Annotated in this window: 14 protein-coding genes and 1 pseudogene; 14 read left to right on the forward strand and 1 reads right to left on the reverse strand. The window is 73.0% G+C overall.

Annotation, left to right across the window (positions count from 1 at the left end; translation table 11 throughout):
- Positions 1–550 precede the first annotated feature (550 nt).
- The 7 genes and pseudogenes from ssd to ACFZBU_RS27655 form a co-directional block, all read left to right on the forward strand.
- The gene (ssd, locus tag ACFZBU_RS27625) at positions 551–1,645 is read left to right on the forward strand and encodes a septum site-determining protein Ssd (RefSeq protein WP_391586364.1); all 1,095 of its coding nucleotides are present in this window, start codon (positions 551–553) and stop codon (positions 1,643–1,645) included.
- Positions 1,642–3,030 (forward strand): TadA family conjugal transfer-associated ATPase, encoded by a 1,389-nt coding sequence (locus ACFZBU_RS27630; protein ID WP_391586365.1) that lies wholly within the window; start codon positions 1,642–1,644, stop codon positions 3,028–3,030. The genes ssd and ACFZBU_RS27630 overlap by 4 nt, the downstream gene beginning before the upstream one ends.
- Positions 3,027–3,878: a type II secretion system F family protein gene (locus ACFZBU_RS27635; protein WP_391586366.1), complete on the forward strand. Its 852-nt coding sequence runs from the start codon at positions 3,027–3,029 to the stop codon at positions 3,876–3,878. The genes ACFZBU_RS27630 and ACFZBU_RS27635 overlap by 4 nt, the downstream gene beginning before the upstream one ends.
- Positions 3,879–4,027: 149 nt before the next feature.
- Positions 4,028–4,747, forward strand: coding sequence for a type II secretion system F family protein (locus tag ACFZBU_RS27640; RefSeq protein WP_391586367.1), 720 nt, complete (start codon positions 4,028–4,030; stop codon positions 4,745–4,747).
- A 42-nt stretch (positions 4,748–4,789) separates the two neighbouring features.
- Positions 4,790–5,005: a DUF4244 domain-containing protein gene (locus tag ACFZBU_RS27645; RefSeq protein ID WP_391586368.1), complete on the forward strand. Its 216-nt coding sequence runs from the start codon at positions 4,790–4,792 to the stop codon at positions 5,003–5,005.
- Positions 5,006–5,096: 91 nt separating this feature from the next.
- A complete protein-coding gene (locus tag ACFZBU_RS27650) occupies positions 5,097–5,444 on the forward strand; it encodes a TadE family type IV pilus minor pilin (RefSeq protein ID WP_391586369.1) in 348 nt (115 codons plus the stop codon).
- 65 nt (positions 5,445–5,509) lie between these two features.
- Positions 5,510–5,716 (forward strand): annotated as a pseudogene (locus ACFZBU_RS27655) (Rv3654c family TadE-like protein); the annotation flags it as partial.
- An 89-nt stretch (positions 5,717–5,805) separates the two neighbouring features.
- Here ACFZBU_RS27655 and ACFZBU_RS27660 read toward each other — a convergent pair.
- Positions 5,806–8,169 (reverse strand): DEAD/DEAH box helicase, encoded by a 2,364-nt coding sequence (locus tag ACFZBU_RS27660; RefSeq protein WP_391586370.1) that lies wholly within the window; start codon positions 8,167–8,169, stop codon positions 5,806–5,808.
- Between the two features lie 126 nt (positions 8,170–8,295).
- Here ACFZBU_RS27660 and ACFZBU_RS27665 point away from each other — a divergent pair, with 126 nt between their 5' ends.
- The 7 genes from ACFZBU_RS27665 (at position 8,296) to tmk (ending at position 20,925) form a co-directional block, all read left to right on the forward strand.
- Positions 8,296–8,637, forward strand: a complete 342-nt coding sequence (locus tag ACFZBU_RS27665) for an STAS domain-containing protein (protein ID WP_020549531.1) — start codon at positions 8,296–8,298, stop codon at positions 8,635–8,637.
- Between the two features lie 74 nt (positions 8,638–8,711).
- Positions 8,712–9,179: an ATP-binding protein gene (locus ACFZBU_RS27670; protein ID WP_391586371.1), complete on the forward strand. Its 468-nt coding sequence runs from the start codon at positions 8,712–8,714 to the stop codon at positions 9,177–9,179.
- A gap of 254 nt (positions 9,180–9,433) precedes the next feature.
- A complete protein-coding gene (locus ACFZBU_RS27675) occupies positions 9,434–11,788 on the forward strand; it encodes a sodium-translocating pyrophosphatase (protein WP_391586372.1) in 2,355 nt (784 codons plus the stop codon).
- Positions 11,789–11,922: 134 nt separating this feature from the next.
- The gene (locus ACFZBU_RS27680; RefSeq protein ID WP_391586373.1) at positions 11,923–12,693 is read left to right on the forward strand and encodes a hypothetical protein; all 771 of its coding nucleotides are present in this window, start codon (positions 11,923–11,925) and stop codon (positions 12,691–12,693) included.
- Positions 12,694–12,720: 27 nt separating this feature from the next.
- Positions 12,721–14,253, forward strand: coding sequence for a methyltransferase (locus tag ACFZBU_RS27685; RefSeq protein ID WP_391586374.1), 1,533 nt, complete (start codon positions 12,721–12,723; stop codon positions 14,251–14,253).
- Positions 14,254–14,669: 416 nt separating this feature from the next.
- Positions 14,670–17,540 (forward strand): type I DNA topoisomerase, encoded by a 2,871-nt coding sequence (gene topA / locus ACFZBU_RS27690; RefSeq protein ID WP_391586375.1) that lies wholly within the window; start codon positions 14,670–14,672, stop codon positions 17,538–17,540.
- A 184-nt stretch (positions 17,541–17,724) separates the two neighbouring features.
- A complete protein-coding gene (tmk, locus tag ACFZBU_RS27695) occupies positions 17,725–20,925 on the forward strand; it encodes a dTMP kinase (protein ID WP_391586376.1) in 3,201 nt (1,066 codons plus the stop codon).
- Positions 20,926–21,185: the final 260 nt, after the last annotated feature.

Here is a 21,185-nt window from a genome sequence, read left to right on the forward strand (position 1 = left end):
CGTGGGTTTGCTAGAGAACCCCCTCGGGTACATCCTGGAAGTCACGGATCGTTCGCGACCGTGCTAACCCGGTCCGACTCCTCCCCCCCCGAGTCGGCCGTGGAGACGACCCCCGCTCTCCCCCCCGGCGGGGGTCGTCGCTTGTCCGGGGGCTTTTTTGTGTCCGTACGCGTGCGTGGGTCGGCCTTTGTCCGACCAACCGCCGGCGTGCGTGGTTGTCGGTGCGGCGTCCGGCCGCCCGGCTCGGATTGAATCCGCGATTTCGGGTCGGCCGCACGAGCCTGGGGTCGGCGGCTTTTTCGGACCGGTCGTTCTCCGCTGTTTCGGGTGGATTCCCGGGCGATTTTCGGTGTTCTACGCGCGCACCGACACGGAAACATGTCCGCAACCGCTCGGGCGTCCCTCACACGAGTGAATCCGCTATCCACAACCACGGTCTTGTACACAGGCACGAACCACCCGCTCGGCCGAGCGCGCGCCGGCGGCGACGGTGGGGTCAGTTCTCGGGAGGCCCGGTTCGGACGGACCTCCCCGACCCCCTGGAGGTTCCGTGGCAGCGCTTTCCCCACCCCGGCCGGCTCGCCCGCTCCTGGTGACCGGCGATCCGGCCCTGCTCGACGAACTCCTGCGGCTGTGCGCCGCCGCCGGGATCGAGCCGGAGGTGCAGCCGGACCCGGGTGCGGCACGGACCGCGTGGCCGGCGGCGCCGCTGGTGATCGTGGGCGACGACGTGACGCCGGGCCTGGCCCGGTGCGGTTTGCCCCGCCGGGAGGACGTGGTGCTGATCGGCGCCGACCTGGACGACGGGGACGTGTGGCGACGGGCCCTGGATGTCGGGGCGGACCACGTGGTGTTCCTGCCCGACGCCGAGGCATGGATCGTCGACCGGCTGGGCGATGTCGCGGAGGGCACCGGACCGGACGCGCACACGATCGCGGTGCTCGGCGGTTGCGGCGGCAGCGGGGCCAGCACGTTGGCCTGCGCGCTCGCGGTGACCGCGGGGCGTCGGGGACTGAACGCCGCGCTGGTGGACGTGGATCCGCTGGGCGGGGGACTGGACGTGCTGCTCGGCGGCGAGGACGAGAGCGGCCTGCGCTGGCCGGACCTGGCGAGCGCGCGGGGCCGGATCGACGGTGGCGCGCTGTCCGACGCGCTGGTGCATCTGCACGGGCTGACCGTGCTCTCGTGGGACCGCGAGCGACCACCGGGGATCCCGCCGGACACGATCCGTTCGGTGGTGCGGGCGGTGCGCAGACGACACGACCTCGCGGTGCTCGACGTGCCGCGGCATGCCGACTCGGCGGGCGCGGAGGCGCTGCGGCAGTGCGACACCGGGTTGTTGGTGGTGCCGGCCGAGGTGCGGGCGCTGGCCGCGGCGGCACAGGTGTCGGCGCGGATCGGGCCGATGTTGCGCGATCTGCGGGCGGTGGTGCGGCAGCCGAGTTCCTCGGGGCTGACCTCGGAGGCGGCCGCACGCGGTCTCGGCCTGCCGCTCGCGGGCGAGTTGCGGCCGGAGGCGGGGTTGTCGGCCGCTGTCGAGCGGGGCGATCCGCCGGGCCTGCGCTCGCGTGGACCGTTGGCCCGGTTCTGTCGGGAATACCTGGCGGGCAATCCGGTCGGCATGGTGCGCAGGGAGGCCGCGTGAGTGCGCGCGAGGTGCCGCCGATGCCGCCGTTCCCGCCGCCGACGCCGCTCCCGGGCGGGTCGCCGCCGCGGGGTGGGCGGGAGGCGCGGCCGGCCGGGGTGCCGCAGCCACCGCCGTGGCCGGTGCCGACGCCGGCGAACGGGGGCACGGGGGTCTTCTCGGCGCCGCAACTGCGGACGGTGCCGGCGGCCGGCGCGGTCACCGCCGCGCAGGCCGTGCCGGCGCCGCCGGACCCGGATCTGGTCGAGGCGGTGCGGTCGCGGTTGGCCGCGGGCGGACACGAGCCCACGCCGGGCGCGGTGGCCGCCGCGCTGCGTGCCGAGGGGCGGGTGCTCGGCGAGGCGGCGTTGCCGGAGCTGGTTCGGGCCTTGCGGTCGGAGATCGCCGGGGCCGGGCCGCTGGACGTGCTGTTGCGTGATCCCGAGGTCACCGACGTGCTGGTCAACGCGCCCGACGAGGTGTGGATCGACCGCGGCGCGGGGCCGCAGCGCACGGCGGTGACGTTCGCCGACGACGCGGCGGTGCGGCGGTTGGCCCAGCGGCTGGCGAGCGGCGCCGGGCGGCGGCTGGACGACGCCTCGCCGTATGTGGACGCGACGCTCGCCGACGGGATCCGACTGCACGCGGTGCTGCGTCCGGTCGCGGTGCGCGGCACGTGTCTGTCGTTGCGGGTGCCCCGGCGCACCTCGCTGGGCCTGGCCGATCTGGTCCGGGCCGGTTCGTTGTCGCCGGTCGCGGCGGAACTGCTGTGCGCGGTCGTCTCGGCCCGCGCCGCCTTTCTGGTCTCCGGCGGCACCGGCTCGGGCAAGACCACCCTGCTCGGGGCGCTGCTCGGGTGTGCCCATCCGGCCGAACGGCTGTTGCTGGCCGAGGATTCGGCCGAGCTGACGCCACGTCACCCACACGTGGTGCGGCTCGAGTCGCGCCCGGCCAACGTCGAGGGCGCGGGCGAGGTGACGCTGCGGGACCTGGTCCGGCAGGCACTGCGGATGCGGCCGGATCGACTCGTGGTCGGCGAGGTGCGCGGCGCCGAGGTGGTCGAGTTGCTCGCCGCGCTCAACACCGGCCACGAGGGTGGTTGCGGCACGGTGCATGCGAACTCGGCGGCGGACGTACCCGCGCGGCTAGAGGCCCTGGGCGCGCTGGCGGGCCTGGGCCGGGACGCGCTGCACAGCCAACTGGCCGCCGCACTCGATCTGGTCGTGCATGTGGTGCGCGAGCGGGACGGCCTGCGTCGGGTGGCCGAGATCCATGTGCTCGAACGCGATGCGGCGGGTCGGGTGCACCCGGTGTCCGCGATGCGTTTCGAGCGCGGCGGCGCCTCTCGCCCCGGCCCGGGTCACCAGCGGCTGACCACGCTGCTGGCGGGGTGGTGGCGGGGGTGAGGGCCGGGACGGGGGCGGCGCTGGTTGCGGCGAGTGGGGTCGCGGGGCTGGTGTGGTTGTCGACGACTCGGGGTGGGCCGGCTCGGCTGCGGGGGGTGCTGGGGGCGTTCGACGTCGAGCGGATGGGTCGATCGGCGTTCGGGGCGGCGGTGCGGCGGCATCGGGTGCCGCTCGCGGTGCTCGCGGCCGGAAGCGGTGCGGCGCTGCTGCTGGCGTCGCCGGTGCCCGCGCTGGTGGCGCTGCCGGGGGCGTGGGCGCTGCGTCGACGGTGGGCGCGGGCCGCGGCCGCTGGGGAGGCCGCCGCGGTGCGGGCCGGAGTCGTCGGGTTGTGTGCCGCGCTCGCCGGGGAGTTGCGGGCGGGACGGTCGCCGGAGGAGGCGTTGGCGGCGGCTGCGCGCGCGGTGTCGGGGCCGATCCTGGCGGTGCTGGGCGAGGCGATCGGGTCGGCCCGGGTCGGCGGCGACGTGCCGGATGCGCTGGACCGGGCGGCGGCCCGACCCGGGGCGGCCGGACTTCGGCGGCTCGCCGCGTGCTGGCGGATCGCGACCGGTCGGGGCGCCGGGTTCGCGTCGGCGCTGGAACGCATCGCGGCCACGCTGCGAGCGGAGGAGGACGCGCACGAGGAATCGCTCGCCGAACTCGCCGGAGCCCGCTCGACCGCGCACGTACTGGCCGCGCTGCCGGTCTTCGGCCTGTTCCTGGGCAGCGGCCTGGGCGCCCGACCCCTGGACGTACTGCTCCGCACCCCGACCGGGATCACCTGCCTGTGCGTGGGCCTGACCCTGGTGGCCATCGGCCTGGAGTGGACGGACCGCCTGGCCGCGCACGCGGCCTCGGGGGCGGCGTGAGGGGCGGCGCGTTCCGCGTATCGGCAGGGGCGGGGGCCGGCTCGGAGGAGGGACCGGTGGGGCGCCGGGCGCGGGAGGTCGGGTGCGGCTCGGTGCGGTGGGTCTCGGGCGGGGTTGATCTCGGGGTGGATCGGGGGCGGGTGGTGGGCGTGAGTGGCGTGGCGATGTCGGTGGCGGTCGTCGCGGCGGCGGCGGGCGCCGGGGGCGCCGTGCGGGGGAGCGGCAGCAACCGGCGCGGCCGGCGGGAGCCGGGGCGGGGGCACGATCCGGTGTGGCGGCGGCGGGTGGCGGCGCTACTGGGTGGGGCGGCCGTGTTCGTGCTGTTCGGTGGGTGGATCGGAGGCGGCGTGGGGGTCGTGGTGGCGCTCGCGCTCGACCGGCGGCTGGGCCGGTTGGAGCCCCGTTCCGGGCGCGTGCTCCGGGAGCGGCTGCGGGCCGATCTGCCCTCTGCCGCCGACCTGTTCGCGGCGTGTCTGTTGGCCGGCAGTTCGCCCGTGGAGGCCGCCGAGGCGGTCGCGCACGCCGTCGGGGGACCGCTGGCGGCCCGGCTGTGGCCGATCGTGGCCTCGCTGCGGTTGGGCGGCGATCCGGGTCGGTGCTGGCTCGGGCTGACCGACGATCCGGTGCTCGCGCCGCTGGGCCGGGCGCTGGCCCGGGCCGCGACGGGCGGTGCGCCGGCGGCGGCCCTGGTGGCCCGGATGGCCGACGAACAACGGGCCGAGCATCGACGGGCGGCTGCCGCGGCCGCGCGCCGGGTGGGGGTGCGCGCCACCGTTCCGCTCGGGTTGTGCTTCCTGCCGGCCTTCCTGCTGATCGGTGTGGTTCCGATCGTGATCGGGCTGACGACGACCCTGTTGCAGCCCTTCTGACCTTCCGACTCATCCACGTACACAGAAAAAAGGGAGACTCACATGCGCTTGCGCCTTCTTCTGCCGATTACCGCTCCGACCGCGCGTCGGATGTGGCTGCGGCTGCGCGACGACGCCGGAATGACCACGGCCGAGTACGCGGTGGGCACGGTCGCCGCGGTGGCCTTCGGGGCCGTGCTGTTCAAGATCGTGACCAGTCCGGGCGTCGCGCAGGCGCTCACCGGCGTGATCACCAAGGCCCTCGATGTCTCGTTCTGAGCCTCGTCCCGAGCCATGCACCAAGCCTCGTCCCGAGCCGTGCACCAAGCCTCGTCCCGAGCCCCGTGCCGCCGCTCGCCGGGCACGTGCGGTGAACGGCTTCGTCACCGCGGAAACCGCGGTCGTACTGCCGGTCCTGGTCCTGCTGACCGCCGTGTCGGTGTCCGGAATCGGTGCCGCCGCCGCGCAGATCCGCTGCGTGGATGCGGCGCAGGCGGGCGCTCGGGCACTGGCCCGGGGCGAGCCGGCGGCGGTGGCCCAGGAACGGGCGCGGGCCGCCGGGCCGGTCGCAGCGCGGACGGAGGTGTCCCGCGCGGACGGCCTGGTGCGCTTCCGGGTCGCCGGCGAGGTCGGCGTTCCGGGCGCGGCCTGGGCCGGGGTGCGGTTCCACGTGGAACATGTGGCGGTGGCCGCCATGGAGGACGAGGTGCCGCCGTGAGCCCACGCCCCTCGGCGCAGGAGGGCTCGGCAACGTTGTGGGTGCTCGCGCTCGCGTTGGTGCCGATGTGCGTGGTGGCGTTCGTGTTCGCCTTCGCCGGCGCGGTCGCGGCCCGCCACCGCGCAGCCGCCGCGGCCGACCTGGCCGCACTCGCGGCGGCAGGCAGAGCCGCCGCCGGCCCCGAGGAGGCGTGCGCCCTGGCCCGCCGCGTGGCCCAGGCCCAGCACGCCACGCTGACCCGCTGCCGCCTCACCAACGACTTCGCGACGGTCGAGGTGACCACCCCCACCCCCGCAGGCCCCCCGGCCCACGCCGGCGCCCACGCCGGCCCGACAACCACCCCACCCGCCGGCCGCGCGACTCAGGCGCCCCCGCCGCCCGCCTCTCCGGGCCCACCCACCCCCAGCAAAGCGTCCAGCAGCGCCACCGCTCCGAGCTTGTCCAACGGCTGGTTGCCGTTGCCGCATTTGGGGGATTGCACGCAGCTCGGGCAGCCGTGTTCGCATTCGCAGGACGCGATCGCCTCGCGGGTCGCGCTCAGCCAGGCAGTGGCGGTGATGTAGGCGCGTTCTGCGAAGCCCGCGCCGCCCGGGTGGCCGTCGTAGACGAATACGGTCGGCAGGCCGGTGTCGGGGTGCAGCGACGTGGACACGCCGCCGATGTCCCAGCGGTCGCACGTGGCGAACAGCGGCAGCAGGCCGATCGAGGCGTGTTCGGCCGCGTGCGCGGCGCCCGGCAGGTCGGTCGGCTCGATGCCCGCCGCCGCCACCTGGTCGGGTGTGACCGTCCACCACACCGCGCGGGTGCGCAGGCTGCGCTCGGGCAGGTCCAGTTTGTGCTCGCCCAGTACCTCGCCGGTGATGATCCGCTTGCGCTGGAAGGAGACCACCCGGCCGGTGACCTCGACCGAGCCGAAGTGCAGCCGGGCCGCGCCCCACTCCTGGCTGCGTGCGGTCTCCAGGATCCGGATCTCGGTGACCTCGCGCGCGCTGGTGGTCCAGTCCGGATTCGCCGCGCGCACCAGGGCCACGCCCTCGCCGAGGTCGAGTTCGCGGACCAGGAAGGTGTCGCCCTGATGCAGGTGCACCGCGCCGGGGTGGACCGCGGAGTGCGCCGCGGGCGCGTCGACCGTGCCGAGCAGGCGCCCGGTGTCCTGCTCGACCACCCGCACCGCCGGCCCGCCCGCGCCGCGGATGTCGGTCAGGTCGGTGGCCCGCTCCCGGCTCGTCCAGTACCAGCCGGTGGACCGCCGGCGCAGCAGCCCGCGCCGTTCCAGGCCCGGCAGCAGTTCCGCGGCCACCGGTCCGAACAGCTCCAGGTCCTCCTCGGTGAGCGCGAACTCGGCCGCGGCCGCGCACAGGTGCGGGGCCAGCACGTACGGATTGTCCGGGTCCAGCACGGTCGCCTCGACCGGGCGGTCGAACAGGGCTTCGGGGTGGTGCACCAGGAAGGTGTCCAGCGGATCGTCCCGGGCGATCAGGACGGCCAGCGCCTCCTGTCCGGCCCGACCCGCGCGCCCGGCCTGCTGCCACAGCGAGGCCCGGGTGCCGGGATAGCCCGCGATCAGCACCGCGTCCAGGCCGGAGATGTCCACACCCAGTTCGAGCGCGGTGGTCGCGGCCACCCCGAGCAGGCTGCCGTCGTGCAGCGCGCGCTCGATCGCCCGCCGCTCCTGGGGCAGATAGCCCGCACGATAGGTGGCCACCCGATCGGCCAGTGCCTCGTCCACCCGGGCCAGGTGATCGCGCGCGATCACCCGAACCACCTCGGCGCCGCGTCGCGAGCGCACGAAGGCGACCGTGCGTACGCCGTCGAGCACCAGGTCGGCGAGCAGATCCGCGGTCTCCGAGGTCGCGGTACGCCGGACGGGTGCTCCGTGTTCACCCTCGTGGCCGGTCAGTGGCGGCTCCCACAGGGCGAACACCAGTTCGCCGTGCGGCGAGCCGTCCTCGGTCACCTCGACCACGGGCGCGCCGATCAGCCGTTCGGCGGCGACCGCCGGATCGGACACGGTCGCCGACGCCAGGATGAACACCGGGTCGGATCCGTACCGGCGACACACCCGGCGCAGCCGGCGGATCAATTGGGCCACATGGGAGCCGAAAACGCCGCGATACGTGTGGCATTCGTCGATCACCACGTAGCGCAACGAGCGCAGGAACGCCGCCCACGAGCGGTGTCCGGGCAGCAACGCACGGTGCAACATGTCCGGATTCGTCAGGACGTAGGACGCGTGGGAGCGCACCCATTGCCGCACCTCCACGGGCGTGTCGCCGTCGTAGGTGGCGACCCGGACACACCCGAGCGCGGGATTCGCGGTCCGCAACTCCTCGACGGCGCGCGCCTGATCCGAGGCCAGCGCCTTCGTCGGAGCGAGGTAGAGTGCGGTCGCACCGCGCCCACTGGGCGCGTCCGCGCCCTCGACCAGGGTCGTGAGGACCGGCAACAGATAGGCGAGGGACTTGCCCGAGGCGGTGCCGGTGGCGATCACGACCGAGCGGCCCTGTGCCGCAACAGAGGCGGCGCGGGCCTGATGCTCCCACGGCACTTCGATACCCGTAGCGCGAAACGCGTCGCCGACTTCCGGCCGAACCCAGTCGGGCCAGGCTGCGGTAACGCCTTCGCGAGCGGGTATGCGCCGGACGTGCGTCACTCGATCGGGTCGATCCCGACCCGCCAAAAGGCGGCCGAGAAGACCTTCCGGGGGGCGTGTTCTGGGCTGCATCGGGCACCAGTGTTACATCCAATGTCGCGGGATTCATCGTCCCCTAGTGCCCATAAGTGGTTGAATGCCTTGGCGGCTGCCGATCCATGGGGGGCGACCGCTCAAGAGCAAGGTGCTGGAGGATCCGTGGACTTGTCCCTGTCGACCCGAACCGAGGGCGGTCGTACGATCGTCGAGGTGGGCGGCGAGATCGATGTATACACCGCACCCAAGCTGCGCGAGCAACTGGTGGAACTCGTCAACGAAGGCCAGTTCCACCTGATCGTCGACATGGAAGCCGTCGACTTCCTGGACTCGACCGGGCTCGGTGTGCTGGTGGGTGGCCTGAAGCGGGTGCGTGCCCACGAAGGGTCGCTGCAGTTGGTGTGCACTCAGGAGCGCATCCTGAAGATCTTCCGCATCACCGGCCTGACCAAGGTCTTCCCGATTCATCCGTCGGTGGCCGTGGCCATCGCCTCGTCCGACTGACCGACGTACGTCCTGACCGGACGTACACCGCACCCGCGCCGGCCCGGGCGGGTGCTCGCACGGCTGGGGGAACCATGGCCATCGTCGAGCTGCGCTTCAGCGCGCTGCCCGAACACGTCCGCACGGCGCGGCTCGTCGCCGCCGCCGTGGCGCGGCGCGCGGGGGTTGCTGAGACGGTGCTCGACGAGGTGCGTCTCGCTGTCGGCGAGGCGTGTTCCCGCGCCGTCGGGATGCACCAGGACCGGGTGGACGACGACCGCCCGGTCACGGTCACCCTGGACGACGGCAACGGCCGCTTCAGTATCGAGGTCAACGACGGCGTGCCACAGCCGGCGCTGACCGAGGCCGGCCTCGCGGAGGGCGCCGGAATGGTGCCCGACCTGTCCGCGAACGGCTCCGGCCTGGACCTGATCGAGAACGAGATGGGCCTGGCCGTCATCCTCGGCCTGGTCGACGACCTCGACGTGCGGACCGGCGCCGAGGGCGGCGTGATCCGCATGTCGTGGCCCTCCGGCGCGAAGTCCGCCGAGACCGTGGGCTGACCGAGCCCCACCCCGTACGACCCTCATCGCCTCCGGGATGCCCGGGGGCGATTTCGGCGTTCTCGTGTATCCCCTTTTTCGGGTCGTAAAACCTGATTCCGGATCGACACGCCGATTTTGGGAATCACGCCCGGATTTCATCGGTAATTTGATCTGATCATGGCGATTCCCATGGTCTGATCTTGATCATTTGCATACACTCCTTTCGCATTGAGAAGTCCCGATCTGAAAGTGCTCCTAGCCAAGGAGGACGAATGTCCGGGATCCACCCCTCCGAACTCACCGTCGCCGCGGACGTCTCCGTCTCCGGCGGCAACCTCACCTACGTCGTGATCGTCGCGGTGATCGCCCTCGGTGCCCTGGGCGTCGCCGCCGGACTCGTGCGTCAAGTGCTCGCCGCCGACGAGGGCACCGAATCCATGCGCCGGATCGCCGGTGCGATCCAAGAGGGCGCGGCGGCCTACCTGGCCCGTCAGTTCCGCACCCTCGCGGTGTTCGCCGTGGGCGTTTTCTTCCTGCTCATGCTGCTGCCGGCGGACGACTGGAACGAGCGGATCGGCCGCTCGATCTTCTTCCTGGTGGGCGCGGTCTTCTCGGCCGTCACCGGGTACGTGGGCATGTGGCTCGCGGTGCGCAGCAACGTGCGCGTCGCGGCGGCCGCCCGGGCCGGGAACGCCGGTCGGGACGCGGCGATGCGGATCGCCTTCCGCACCGGCGGCGTCGCGGGCATGTTCACGGTCGGTCTGGGCCTGTTCGGGGCCGCGCTCGTGGTGATCCTCTACCGCGAGAACGCCCCCAAGGTGCTCGAAGGCTTCGGCTTCGGCGCCGCGCTGCTCGCGATGTTCATGCGCGTGGGCGGCGGCATCTTCACCAAGGCCGCCGACGTGGGCGCGGACCTGGTCGGCAAGGTCGAACAGGGCATCCCCGAGGACGACCCGCGCAACGCCGCGACGATCGCCGACAACGTCGGCGACAACGTGGGCGACTGCGCGGGCATGGCCGCGGACCTGTTCGAGTCGTACGCGGTCACCCTGGTCGCCGCGCTGATCCTGGGCAAGGCCGCCTTCGGCGACGCGGGCCTGGTCTTCCCGCTGATCGTGCCCGCGATCGGCGTGCTGACCGCGATCGTGGGCATCTACACGGTCGCGCCCCGGCCGGGCGACCGCAGCGGCATGACCGCGATCAACCGGGGCTTCTTCGTCTCGGCGATCATCTCGCTCGTCCTGGTCGCGGGCGCCGCGTTCCTGTACCTGCCGAGCAAGTTCTCGGATCTGGACGGGCTGAGCGACCAGGAGATCCTCGCGCACGACGCCGACCCGCGTGTGTTCGCGCTGGTCGCGGTGCTGATCGGCATCGTGCTCGCGGCGGTCATCCAACAGTTGACCGGCTACTTCACCGAGACCAGCCGGCGACCGGTGCGCGATGTCACCAAGACCTCGCTGACCGGTCCGGCCACGGTGATCCTGTCCGGCATCGCGCTCGGCCTGGAATCCGCGGTGTACGCGGCGGTGCTGATCTCGGTGGCGGTGCTGGGCGCGTACCTGCTCGGCGCCGGGATCATCATGCTCGCGCTGTTCGCGGTCGCACTCGCGGGCACCGGTCTGTTGACCACGGTCGGGGTGATCGTGGCCATGGACACCTTCGGACCGGTCTCCGACAACGCGCAGGGCATCGCCGAGATGTCCGGCGACGTCGAGGGCGAGGGCGCCCAGGTGCTCACCGAGCTCGACGCGGTGGGCAACACGACCAAGGCGATCACCAAGGGCATCGCCATCGCGACCGCCGTGCTGGCGGCGACCGCGCTGTACGGGTCCTATCGCGACGCCGTGCGCACGGCCGTGGACGAGGCTGGCGGGCTCGCGGACGCCTCCAAGCTCACCTCGTTCGCGTTCTCCACCGACATCACCCAGCCGAACAATCTGGTCGGGTTGATCCTCGGCGCGGCCGTGGTGTTCCTGTTCAGCGGCCTGGCCATCAACGCGGTCTCCCGGGCCGCGGGCGCGGTGGTGTTCGAGGTGCGCAACCAGTTCCGGACCCGACCCGGGATCATGGACGGCACCGAACTGCCCGAGTACGGCCGAGTGGTGGACATCTGCACCCGCGACTCGCTGCGTGAGCTGGCCACCCCCGGACTGCTCGCGGTGATGGCCCCGATCGCGGTCGGGTTCACCCTGGGCATCGGCCCGCTCGCGGCGTTCCTCGCCGGTGCGATCGGCACCGGCACGCTGATGGCGGTGTTCCTGGCCAACTCCGGCGGCGCGTGGGACAACGCCAAGAAGATGGTCGAGGACGGCAGTTACGGCGGCAAGGGCTCCGCCGCACACGAGGCCACGATCATCGGCGACACGGTCGGCGACCCGTTCAAGGACACCGCCGGACCGGCGATCAACCCGCTGCTCAAGGTGATGAACCTGGTGTCGCTGCTGATCGCGCCGGCGGTGATCAAGCTGAGCATCGGCGCGGACGAGAACGGCGCGCTGCGCGCTCTGGCGGCGGCCTTCTCGATCGTGGTGATCGTGGGCGCGGTCTGGTACAGCAAGCGCAAGTCGGTGGTCGTCGGCGAGGACGAGGGCGACCACGAGGAGCGGGCGACGAAGGCGGCCGCCTGATCCGACCCGAGGTACGTACGGGCGCGGAACCGGAGAAACCGGAACCGCGCCCGTGCCGCGGGCAGAGTGCACGTTTGGCCGAACACCTTTGCGCTGTGCGAGTCTGCGTCCGGCTCCGAGCAAAGGTGGAAAGCGTGTCGAGGAAGTTCCTGGTGGTCTCCGCGCTGGTCCTGGCATCGGCCTTGACCGCATGCGGCGGCGGCGACGACAAGAACGACGAGAACAAGAAGAAGCAGGCCGAACTGCGGGCCTGGGCCGCGAAGGTCTGCGCGGTGGACGTGACGGCGCGGATCGACGAGTCCCGGGTGGCGCTGGCGGATGTGGGGAAGGTGATCCCCAACGAGCAGCCCGCGACCCTGCGCACCCGGCTGGCGGCCGACATCTCCCGACTCGCCGACGCGGACAACGCGCTCGCCGACGCGATCGACAAGGCGGGCATACCCGCGGTCGCCGACGGCGCCACGCTGCGCACCTCGGTGGTCGCGGAGCTGCGCAACGCGGCCAAGGGCTGGGCCGGGATCCAGGCCAAGGTCGAGGGCCTGACCATCGAGAAGCAGAACGAGTTCGCCGACGGGCTGCGCTCGCTGAACCCGGAGATCGACGGGCTGCGCGCGTCCTCGCACACGGCCCTGGACAGGCTGCACCGCGGTGAGGCCGGCAAGGCGCTCGCGGCGGTGCCGGGGTGCGCGGCGGGCAAGCCGGACGCCATCCCGACCACCCCGGTCACCTCCTCGGCGCCCACGACGAGCACGACGCCGAGCGCCGGTGCCTCGAGTCCCGCGCCCGACAAGTCCACCTCGCCGAGCGCGTCCTCGACCGGTTCCACCGCGCCGAGCAGCCCGCCGCCGAGCGCCGGCGCGGAGTCCTCCTCGGCCCCGCCGACCGGCACGGCACCGGCCGGCTGACCGCCGCCCCGGCGCGCACGAGGCAGGATGGTGCGCGTGACGATGAACGACACCTCCCAGGTGGCCCGACTTCGCGAGGCCCTGATCGCGGCCCGCTACACCGTCGACGGCTGCCTCGACGCCCTCGGCCCCCAGGCATACGCGGCGCTGTCGCGCGGTGAGACCGTGCCGGCGCTGCGTGCCCTGCGGGCGGACGCGGCGAGCCCGCTCGCGGTGCTGATCAGGCTGTTCCTGCTGCAGACGCCCGCGCCCGAGGCGCACGTACGGCGCGCCCTCCCGCTGGCCGAGGCGCTGGCCGGGGGGCTGCTGGAACAGGACGGCGACCACGTGCGGCCGCTGGTGGACATCCGGCCCTACGGCGAGGCGGACACCGACTGGTGGGTCGTGTCCGACCTCGGCGCGGGCATCGGCGGGGTCAACGGCCCGGTCCGGGCGGATCACGTGCTGGGCATCGGCGGGGCGTCCACCACGCTCGCCGGCATCACCGTGCGCGAGCGGGTGGGCCGCGCGCTGGACCTGGGCACCGGGTGCGGCGTGCAGGCGCTGCACGCGTCGCGACACGCCGACTCGGTGCTGGCCACCGATGTCAACAAGCGGGCGCTCGACCTGACCCGGCTGACCATGGCGCTGTCCGGGGTGGGCAACGTCGGCCTGGCCGAGGGCAGCCTGTTCGAGCCGGTCGAGGGCGAGCGGTTCGACCTGATCGTGTCCAACCCGCCGTTCGTGATCACTCCGGTGGGCGAGCGGTACACCTACCGCGACGCGGGGTTGCCCGGCGACGAGGTGTGTCGGCTGCTGGTGGCGCAGGCGCCGCGGTTCCTCAACGACGGCGGCTACTGCCAGCTGCTGGCCAATTGGCAGCACCTGCGCGGCCGGGACTGGCAGGACCGGCTGGCGGCCTGGCTGGCGCCCACCGGCTGCGATGCCTGGGTGGTCCAGCGCGACGTGCAGGACCCGGCGCAGTACGCCGAGCTGTGGTTGCGCGATTCGGGTGACCACCACGGCGCCGCGTACGCCGAACGCTACGACGCCTGGTTGGCGGCGTTCGAGCGGGACGGCGTGGAGGGCATCGGATTCGGCTGGATCACGCTGCGTGCGTCGGGCTCCGACACGCCGAACGTGCACATCGAGGACTGGCCGCACGCGATCGAACAACCGCTCGGCGCGGAGGTGCACGCCTGGTTCGGCCGACAGGACGCCCTGGCCCGGACGGACGACGACGGCCTGCTCGACGTCGCCTTCCGGCTCGCCGACCACGTGGTCCAGGAGCAGACCGGCGCGCCGGGCGCCGAGGACCCCGAGGCGGTCGTGCTGCGTCAGCGGCGCGGCATGTGCCGGGCGGACCGGGTGGACACCGTCGGCGCGGCGCTGGCCGGAGCCAGCGACGGCCGGCTTCCGGCCGGCGTCATCGTGGACGCGATCGCCGAGCTGCTCGACGAGGATCCGGCCCGCTTGCGCGATGCCGTACCCGGCGAACTGCGCGGTTTGGTGGCCGACGGATTCCTGCTGTTCCCCGAGGTCGGGGAGCCTGCCGGGGAGCGGCCCGACCCCACCGACTGAGCGCGGCTTGGGCCGGTGCACCGTGATCCGGGGCGGCACGCCTGTACAGTCGCAGGTGTTGTCCCCACAGGATGCTCCTTGCCGTTGCCAAGAAAATGTGTTGTATGGAGGCGGCGGCTTCCAGCTCGACCGCGAACCAACGGGGTCGGGAGGCGGGAACCGCGATGCGCGCGTTACCGTTCGAGGGGCGAGGGACGCGGACGTCGGAGCGAATCGCCGGATCCGGGGGACGGTCCGGTCGGACGGCGGCCTCGGGACGACTCCGTGACAAGCCGAGCAGAACCGGTTTGACACACGGGGCCGACTCCCGGTCACGCTCCGCCACCCGGCAACCGCAATGTGAATACGAATCCCCGAGTACGGCCTTGCCCAACCGGGCACGGCCGCTGCCGACGACGATGGAGAGAGAAGCGAAGGTGTCCCCGAGCAGCGAGACCGCGCGCGACGGCCTGAGACTCGTCATTGTCGAGTCCCCGGCCAAGGCGAAAACGATCAAGGGCTATCTCGGCCCCGGTTACGTGGTCGAGGCGAGCGTGGGACACATCCGCGATCTGCCCAACGGCGCCGCCGAGGTACCGGCGGAGTACGCCGGCAAGCCGTGGGCCCGACTCGGTGTCGACGTCGACGCCGACTTCGAGCCGATCTACGTGGTCAACGCGGACAAGAAGTCCCAGGTCGCCAAGCTGAAGAAGCTCCTCAAGGACGCCGACGAACTCTTCCTGGCGACCGACGAGGACCGCGAGGGCGAGGCCATCGCGTGGCACCTCCTGGAAGTGCTCAAGCCCAAGGTGCCGGTGCACCGCATGGTGTTCCACGAGATCACCAAGGACGCGATCCGCAACGCGGTGAACAACCCGCGTGAGCTGAACCAGCGACTGGTCGACGCGCAGGAGACCCGCCGCATCCTCGACCGCCTCTACGGCTACGAGGTCTCGCCGGTCCTGTGGAAGAAGGTCGGCCCGCGCCTGTCGGCCGGCCGCGTGCAGTCGGTGGCCACCCGCCTGGTGGTCGAGCGCGAGCGGGAGCGCCGCGCGTTCACCTCGGCCTCGTACTGGGACCTGCTGGGCGTGTTCGGCACCGGCCGGGCGGGCGACCCCACCGACCCGAGCACGATGAACGCGCGCCTGGTCTCGCTGGACGGCAAGCGGGTCGCCTCCGGTCGCGACTTCGGCCCGGACGGCAAGCTCAAGAACGCCGGCGTGCTCCAGTTGGAGGAGGCCGGCGCCCGTGCGCTGAGCGCCGCGCTGGAATCCGCGTCGTTCACCGTGCGCGCCGTCGAGCGCAAGCCCTACCGCCGCTCCCCGTACGCCCCGTTCCGCACGACCACCCTCCAGCAGGAGGCCTCGCGCAAGCTCGGCTACGGCGCCAAGCGCACCATGCAGATCGCCCAGAAGCTGTACGAGAACGGCTTCATCACCTACATGCGTACGGACTCCACCACGCTGTCCGAGACGGCCGTCACGGCCGCCCGGGCGCAGGTGCGCGAGTTGTACGGCGCCGAGTACGTGCCGGACGCGCCGCGGGTCTACGCCGGCAAGGTCAAGAACGCGCAGGAGGCGCACGAGGCGATCCGTCCCTCGGGCGAGAGCTTCCGCACGCCGGCCGAGACCGGGCTGTCCGGCGACGAGTTCCGGCTGTACGAACTGATCTGGATGCGCACCGTCGCGTCGCAGATGAAGGACGCGGTCGGCCAGTCGGTGACCGTGCGCATCGGCGGCATCGCGCAGGGCGCGGACCTGCCCGGGCGCGACGCGGAGTTCACCGCGAGCGGCAAGATCATCACCTTCCACGGCTTCCTCAAGGCCTACGTGGAGGGCTCGGACGACCCGGACGCGGAGCTGGACGACCGCGAGCGGCGACTGCCGATGGTCACCGAGGGCGACGCGCTCAGCGCCGACGAGCTCACCCCGGAGGGCCACGCGACCAAGCCGCCGGCCCGCTACACCGAGGCGTCGCTGATCAAGGAGCTGGAGGACCGGGAGATCGGTCGCCCCTCGACGTTCGCGTCGATCGTCGGCACCATCCTGGACCGCGGCTACACCTTCAAGAAGGGCACCGCGCTGGTGCCCTCATTCCTCGCCTTCGCCGTGGTCGGCCTGCTGGAGGGCCACTTCGCCACGCTGGTCGACTACGACTTCACCGCGAAGATGGAGGACGACCTCGACCGGATCGCGCGCGGCGAGACCGAGGCCGTGCCGTGGCTGCGCCGGTTCTACTTCGGCGACGAGAGCCGGCCCGACGAGGACCACCTCGGCGGCCTCAAGGCCCTGGTCACCGACCTCAGCTCGATCGACGCCCGCGAGGTCAACTCGTTCCCGGTCGGCGAGGGCATCGTGCTGCGTGTGGGCCGGTACGGCCCCTACGTCGAGCGCGGCGAGCGGCGCGCGGACGTGCCGGACGACCTGCCGCCGGACGAGCTGACCGTGGCCAAGGCCGAGGAACTGCTCGACAAGCCCAGCGGCGACCACGAGCTGGGCATCGACCCGGTCAGCGGGCACATGATCGTGGCCAAGGACGGGCGCTACGGCCCGTACGTGACCGAGGTGTTGCCCGAGCCCGAGGCGCCCGCCGCCCCGGCACCGGCCGCGGACGGCGCCAAGCCGGCCAAGAAGACCGCGAAGAAGGCCGCCGCGAAGAACGGCCCCAAGCCGCGCACCGCGTCGCTGTTCAAGTCGATGGCGCTGGACACCGTCACCCTGGACGACGCGCTCAAGCTGTTCACGCTGCCGCGCGTGGTGGGCAAGCACCCGGAGACGGGTACCGAGATCACCGCGCAGAACGGTCGCTACGGCCCGTACCTCAAGATGGACACCGACTCGCGCTCGCTGGAGACCGAGGACCAGCTGTTCACGGTGACCCTGGAGGAGGCGCTGGCCATCTACGCCCAGCCCAAGGCGCGCGGGCGGGCGGCGGCCAAGCCGCCGCTGAAGGAACTGGGCACCGACCCGGTCAGCGGCAAGGCGGTCACGGTCAAGGACGGCCGGTTCGGCCCGTACGTGACCGACGGCGAGACCAACGCGACGCTGCGTGCGGACGACTCGGTCGAGACGATCACCCCCGAGCGGGGCTACGAGCTGCTCGCGGACAAGCGGGCCAAGGGCCCGGCGAAGAAGACGACCAAGAAGGCGGCGGCCAAGAAGGCCCCGGCGAAGAAGGCGACGGCGACGAAGACCGCCGCGAAGAAGACGGCGGCCAAGAAGCCGGCCGCCGACGGCAAGACCACGAAGTCGGCCGCCGCGAAGGCGACGGCGAGTGCCGGCGCGAAGAACGCGGCCGACAAGGCGTGAGGCGACAAGACTGAGGTAGGGATATCTCGGTACGTTTCGACCAGGCGGCGCCGGCGGGATCCGGCGCCGCCTCGGTCGGTTCCGGCGACGACATCGGGCCCTGTGCTACGGTCCGCCGCCGGAGCACGGGGGATCCGGCCGAGGTTGCCGTTTCCCGTCAGGTGACGACGTTAGGGTTCTCCGTATGACGCACGCGGAGCAGCAAGCGCCGGATTCGGCGATACCGCCCCGTCAGGTCGAACCGACAGAGGGCATCGGGGGCGTGCTGAGCATCCGCCCCTTCCGCCGCTTCTGGTTCGCGGTCGCGGCCTCCGCGCTGGGCGATTGGCTCGCGTTGCTGGCGCTGACCTCGGCCGCGCTGTGGACCGTCGAGGGCGACTACCGCAAGCACGCCACCGCGGTCGCGGTGGTGTTCGCGCTGCGGATGTTGCCGGCCGCCGTGGTCTCCTCGGTGGCGGGCGCGATCGTGGACCACCTCGACCGGCGCTGGACGCTGGTGACGTGCGACGTGATCCGGGCCCTGGTGCTCGTGTCCGTGCCGTTCGTGGACAAGATGTGGTGGGTCTGGGGCGCGACCGCGGTGGTCGGTGTGGTCGGCGCGCTCGCCGGACCCGCCCGCGACGCCACCGTGCCCAACCTGGTGCCGCGCCAACGGCTGGGCACCGCCAACCAGTTCAACCTGGTCACCTCCTACGGCGCGGCCCCGGCGGCGGCGCTGCTGTTCATCCTCGGCGCGCTGGTCGGCACCGCCTTCTCGCACGACGTGTCGATGTTCGTCGAGCACCCCTCGAACCTGGCCTGCTACACCGCGGGCGCGGTGTTCCTGCTCGCCTCGGTGTTCGCCTTCCTGATCCGGATGCCCACCCGCGGCCGCTCGGTCAGCACCCGGCGGCCCAACCCCTTCAAGGTGCTCGCCGACGGCCGCAGGGTGTTCGGGCACGGGCGCACCGCGCGCGGCCTGATCGTCGGGATGATCGCGCTGTTCCTGGCGGGCGGCGCGCTGGTGGCCACCGCTCCGCTGCTGGTGGCCGGGCTGCATGCGGGCAACGCGGCCTACGGCACGGTGTTCCTGATGCTCATCGCGGGCGTCAGCGCGGGCATGTTGTGGGGCCCGAGGGTGGTGCCGGCGTTCAGCCGACGTCGGCTGTACGGCATGGCGGTGATGTTCGCCGGACTGACCCTGCTGATCCTGGCCGCGGTCGCCAACGTGGTGGTGGCCGCCGTACTCGCCGCCGTGCTCGGCGTGTTCGCGGGCGTCGCGTGGGTCACCGGATACACCATGTACGGCCTGGACTTCGGCGAGGACCTGCGGGCCCGGGCGTTCGCGTTCGCGCAACTGATCGTGCGGATCGTGCTGTTCGTGGCGCTGGTCGCCGGGCCGATCGCCGCGGGCTACCTGGGCATGCGCTCGTGGGTGATCGCGGACCGGTTCACCTTCGACTACAGCGGAGCCGCGCTGGTCCTGGCCGGCACGGGCGCGTTCGTGGTGATCCTGGGCTGGGTCGCGCTGCTGAGCGTGGACGACCGGCGCGGCGTGCCGATCCTGCGCGACCTCGCCGCGGCCACCCGCAACGAGGACCACATCACCGGCCGACCGGCCGGGGCCACCGGCTTCTTCATCGCCCTGGAGGGCGGCGAGGGCGCGGGCAAGTCGACCCAGGCCAACGCGATCGCGGCCTGGATCCGGGCCAAGGGACACGAGGTCGTGGTCACCCGCGAGCCCGGCGCGACCGAGGTCGGCAAGCGGCTGCGGGCGATGCTGCTCGATCTGGACGGCGCTCCGGTCGACCCGCGCACCGAGGCGCTGCTGTACGCGGCGGACCGCGCCGAGCACGTGCAGACCGTCATCCTGCCCGCCCTGCGGCGCGGCGCGATCGTGATCAGCGACCGCTACATCGACTCCTCGATCGCCTACCAGGGCGCCGGTCGCGGCCTGGGCGCGCGGGAGATCGGCCGGGTCTCGCGCTGGGCCACCGACGGGCTGCTGCCCGACCTGACCATCCTGCTCGACCTGGACCCCTCGGTGGGACACGGCCGCTTCACCGAGGCGCCCGACCGCCTGGAGTCCGAGCCGCGCGAGTTCCACCTGCGGGTGCGACACGCGTTCCTGGACCTGGCCGCGCACGACCCCGACCGCTACCTGGTGGTGGACGCCGACCAGGAGCCGGACGCGGTCACCACGCCGATTCGGCACCGGCTCGACCGCGAACTGCCGCTGTCCGAGCAGGAGAAGCGCCAGGCGCTCGAGCTGGCCAAGCGCATGCGCGAGGAGGACGCCCGGCGCAAGGCCGAGCAGGCCGCCCGGGACGCGGAGAAGGCCGCGCTGATCGCCCGGCTGCGGGCGGAGAGCGAGGAGCGTCAGCGCCAGGCCGAGCAGGCCCGGCTGGAGGAGGAGTCCGCGCGGCTGGCCGAGGAGGAGCAGCGGCATGCCGAGGAGGAGGCCCGCCGGATCGCCGCCGAGGCGGACGAGCGGGCCCGTGCCGCAGCCGAGGCGGCCGAGGAGGCCCGGCTGCACGCCGAGGCCGAGCGCCGTCGGCTCGCGCTGGAGGCCGAGCGCCGGGCCGAGGAGCAGCAGCGGGTCGCCGAGGAGGCCAAGGCCCGGGCCGAGGAGGCTCGGGTGCGCGCCGAGGAGGAGGCCGAGCGCCGCGACGAGCAGCGCCGCCGGCTGGAGGAGGCGTCCGCGCTCCAGGCCGAGCAGGCCAGGGCCGATGCCGAGGAGGAGCGCGAGGCGGCTCTGGAGCGGCAGCGGTTGGCCGAGGAGGAGCGCGACCGGTTGCAGGCCGAGGCGGCCCGCGACGTCGAGCGCATGCGGGCCGAGGAGGCGATCCGGGTCGCCGACGAGCGCCGGGCCGCCGAGGAGCGTCGGCGGGCGGAGGACGCGCTGCGCCGGGCCGAGTCGGATCGCCGCCGGGCCGAGCGGGAGGCGTCGCGTGCGGCCGAGGCCGCGGCGTCGGCCCAGGCCCGCGCCGCGCAGGAGGCTGCCGCGCTGGCCGCGGAGGCGGGTCCCTCCCGGGACGGCGACATGGTCGAGACGCCGGTGCACGGGATCCGGCGGCCGGACCCGTCGATGGCGGACACGCCCGTACACGGCATCCCGAAGCCGCCCGCGGACGACGCCGACACCACCGAGTTGCAGCAGATCCGGCTGCGTGAGGCGGCCGAGGACACCCGGGAGATCCCGCAGGTGAACCTGGACGAGACGCACGCACTGCCCACGGTCGTGCCGCCGCCGGCGGAGCCGGGCGATCACACACTGGCCGACGACCTGCTCGGGCCGTGGACGGCCGGCCCGGACGCGGACGACGCGGAAGCGGCGGACGCGGGTACGCCCGAGGAGTCGGGCGAGCCGGGGCGCAAGCGGCGCTGGCGTCGCAACAAGGCCTGACGCCCGGGCCTGATCACGGGGCTTGATCACGGGGCCTGACGCCGGGGCCTGATACGGCCCTGGCGTCCGGTTGTCGGGTGGGTCTTGTCGGTCCGGTCGTCGGCCGTGGAGTGTCGGTTCGGCCCTCGGGCGGGCCTGGTGGTCCGGTCGTCGGTCGGGCTCCGTCGGTCGGGCTCCCGACGGCCCGGCCCTCGGTCGGGTCCGTCCGAGGGTGACGTGGCCTCGATTGTCACGTCACCCCGGTACGGTCGTATCGGGGG

The organism is Embleya sp. NPDC008237 (assembly GCF_042956465.1).
In the GTDB taxonomy this organism is placed as follows: Bacteria; Actinomycetota; Actinomycetes; order Streptomycetales; family Streptomycetaceae; genus Embleya.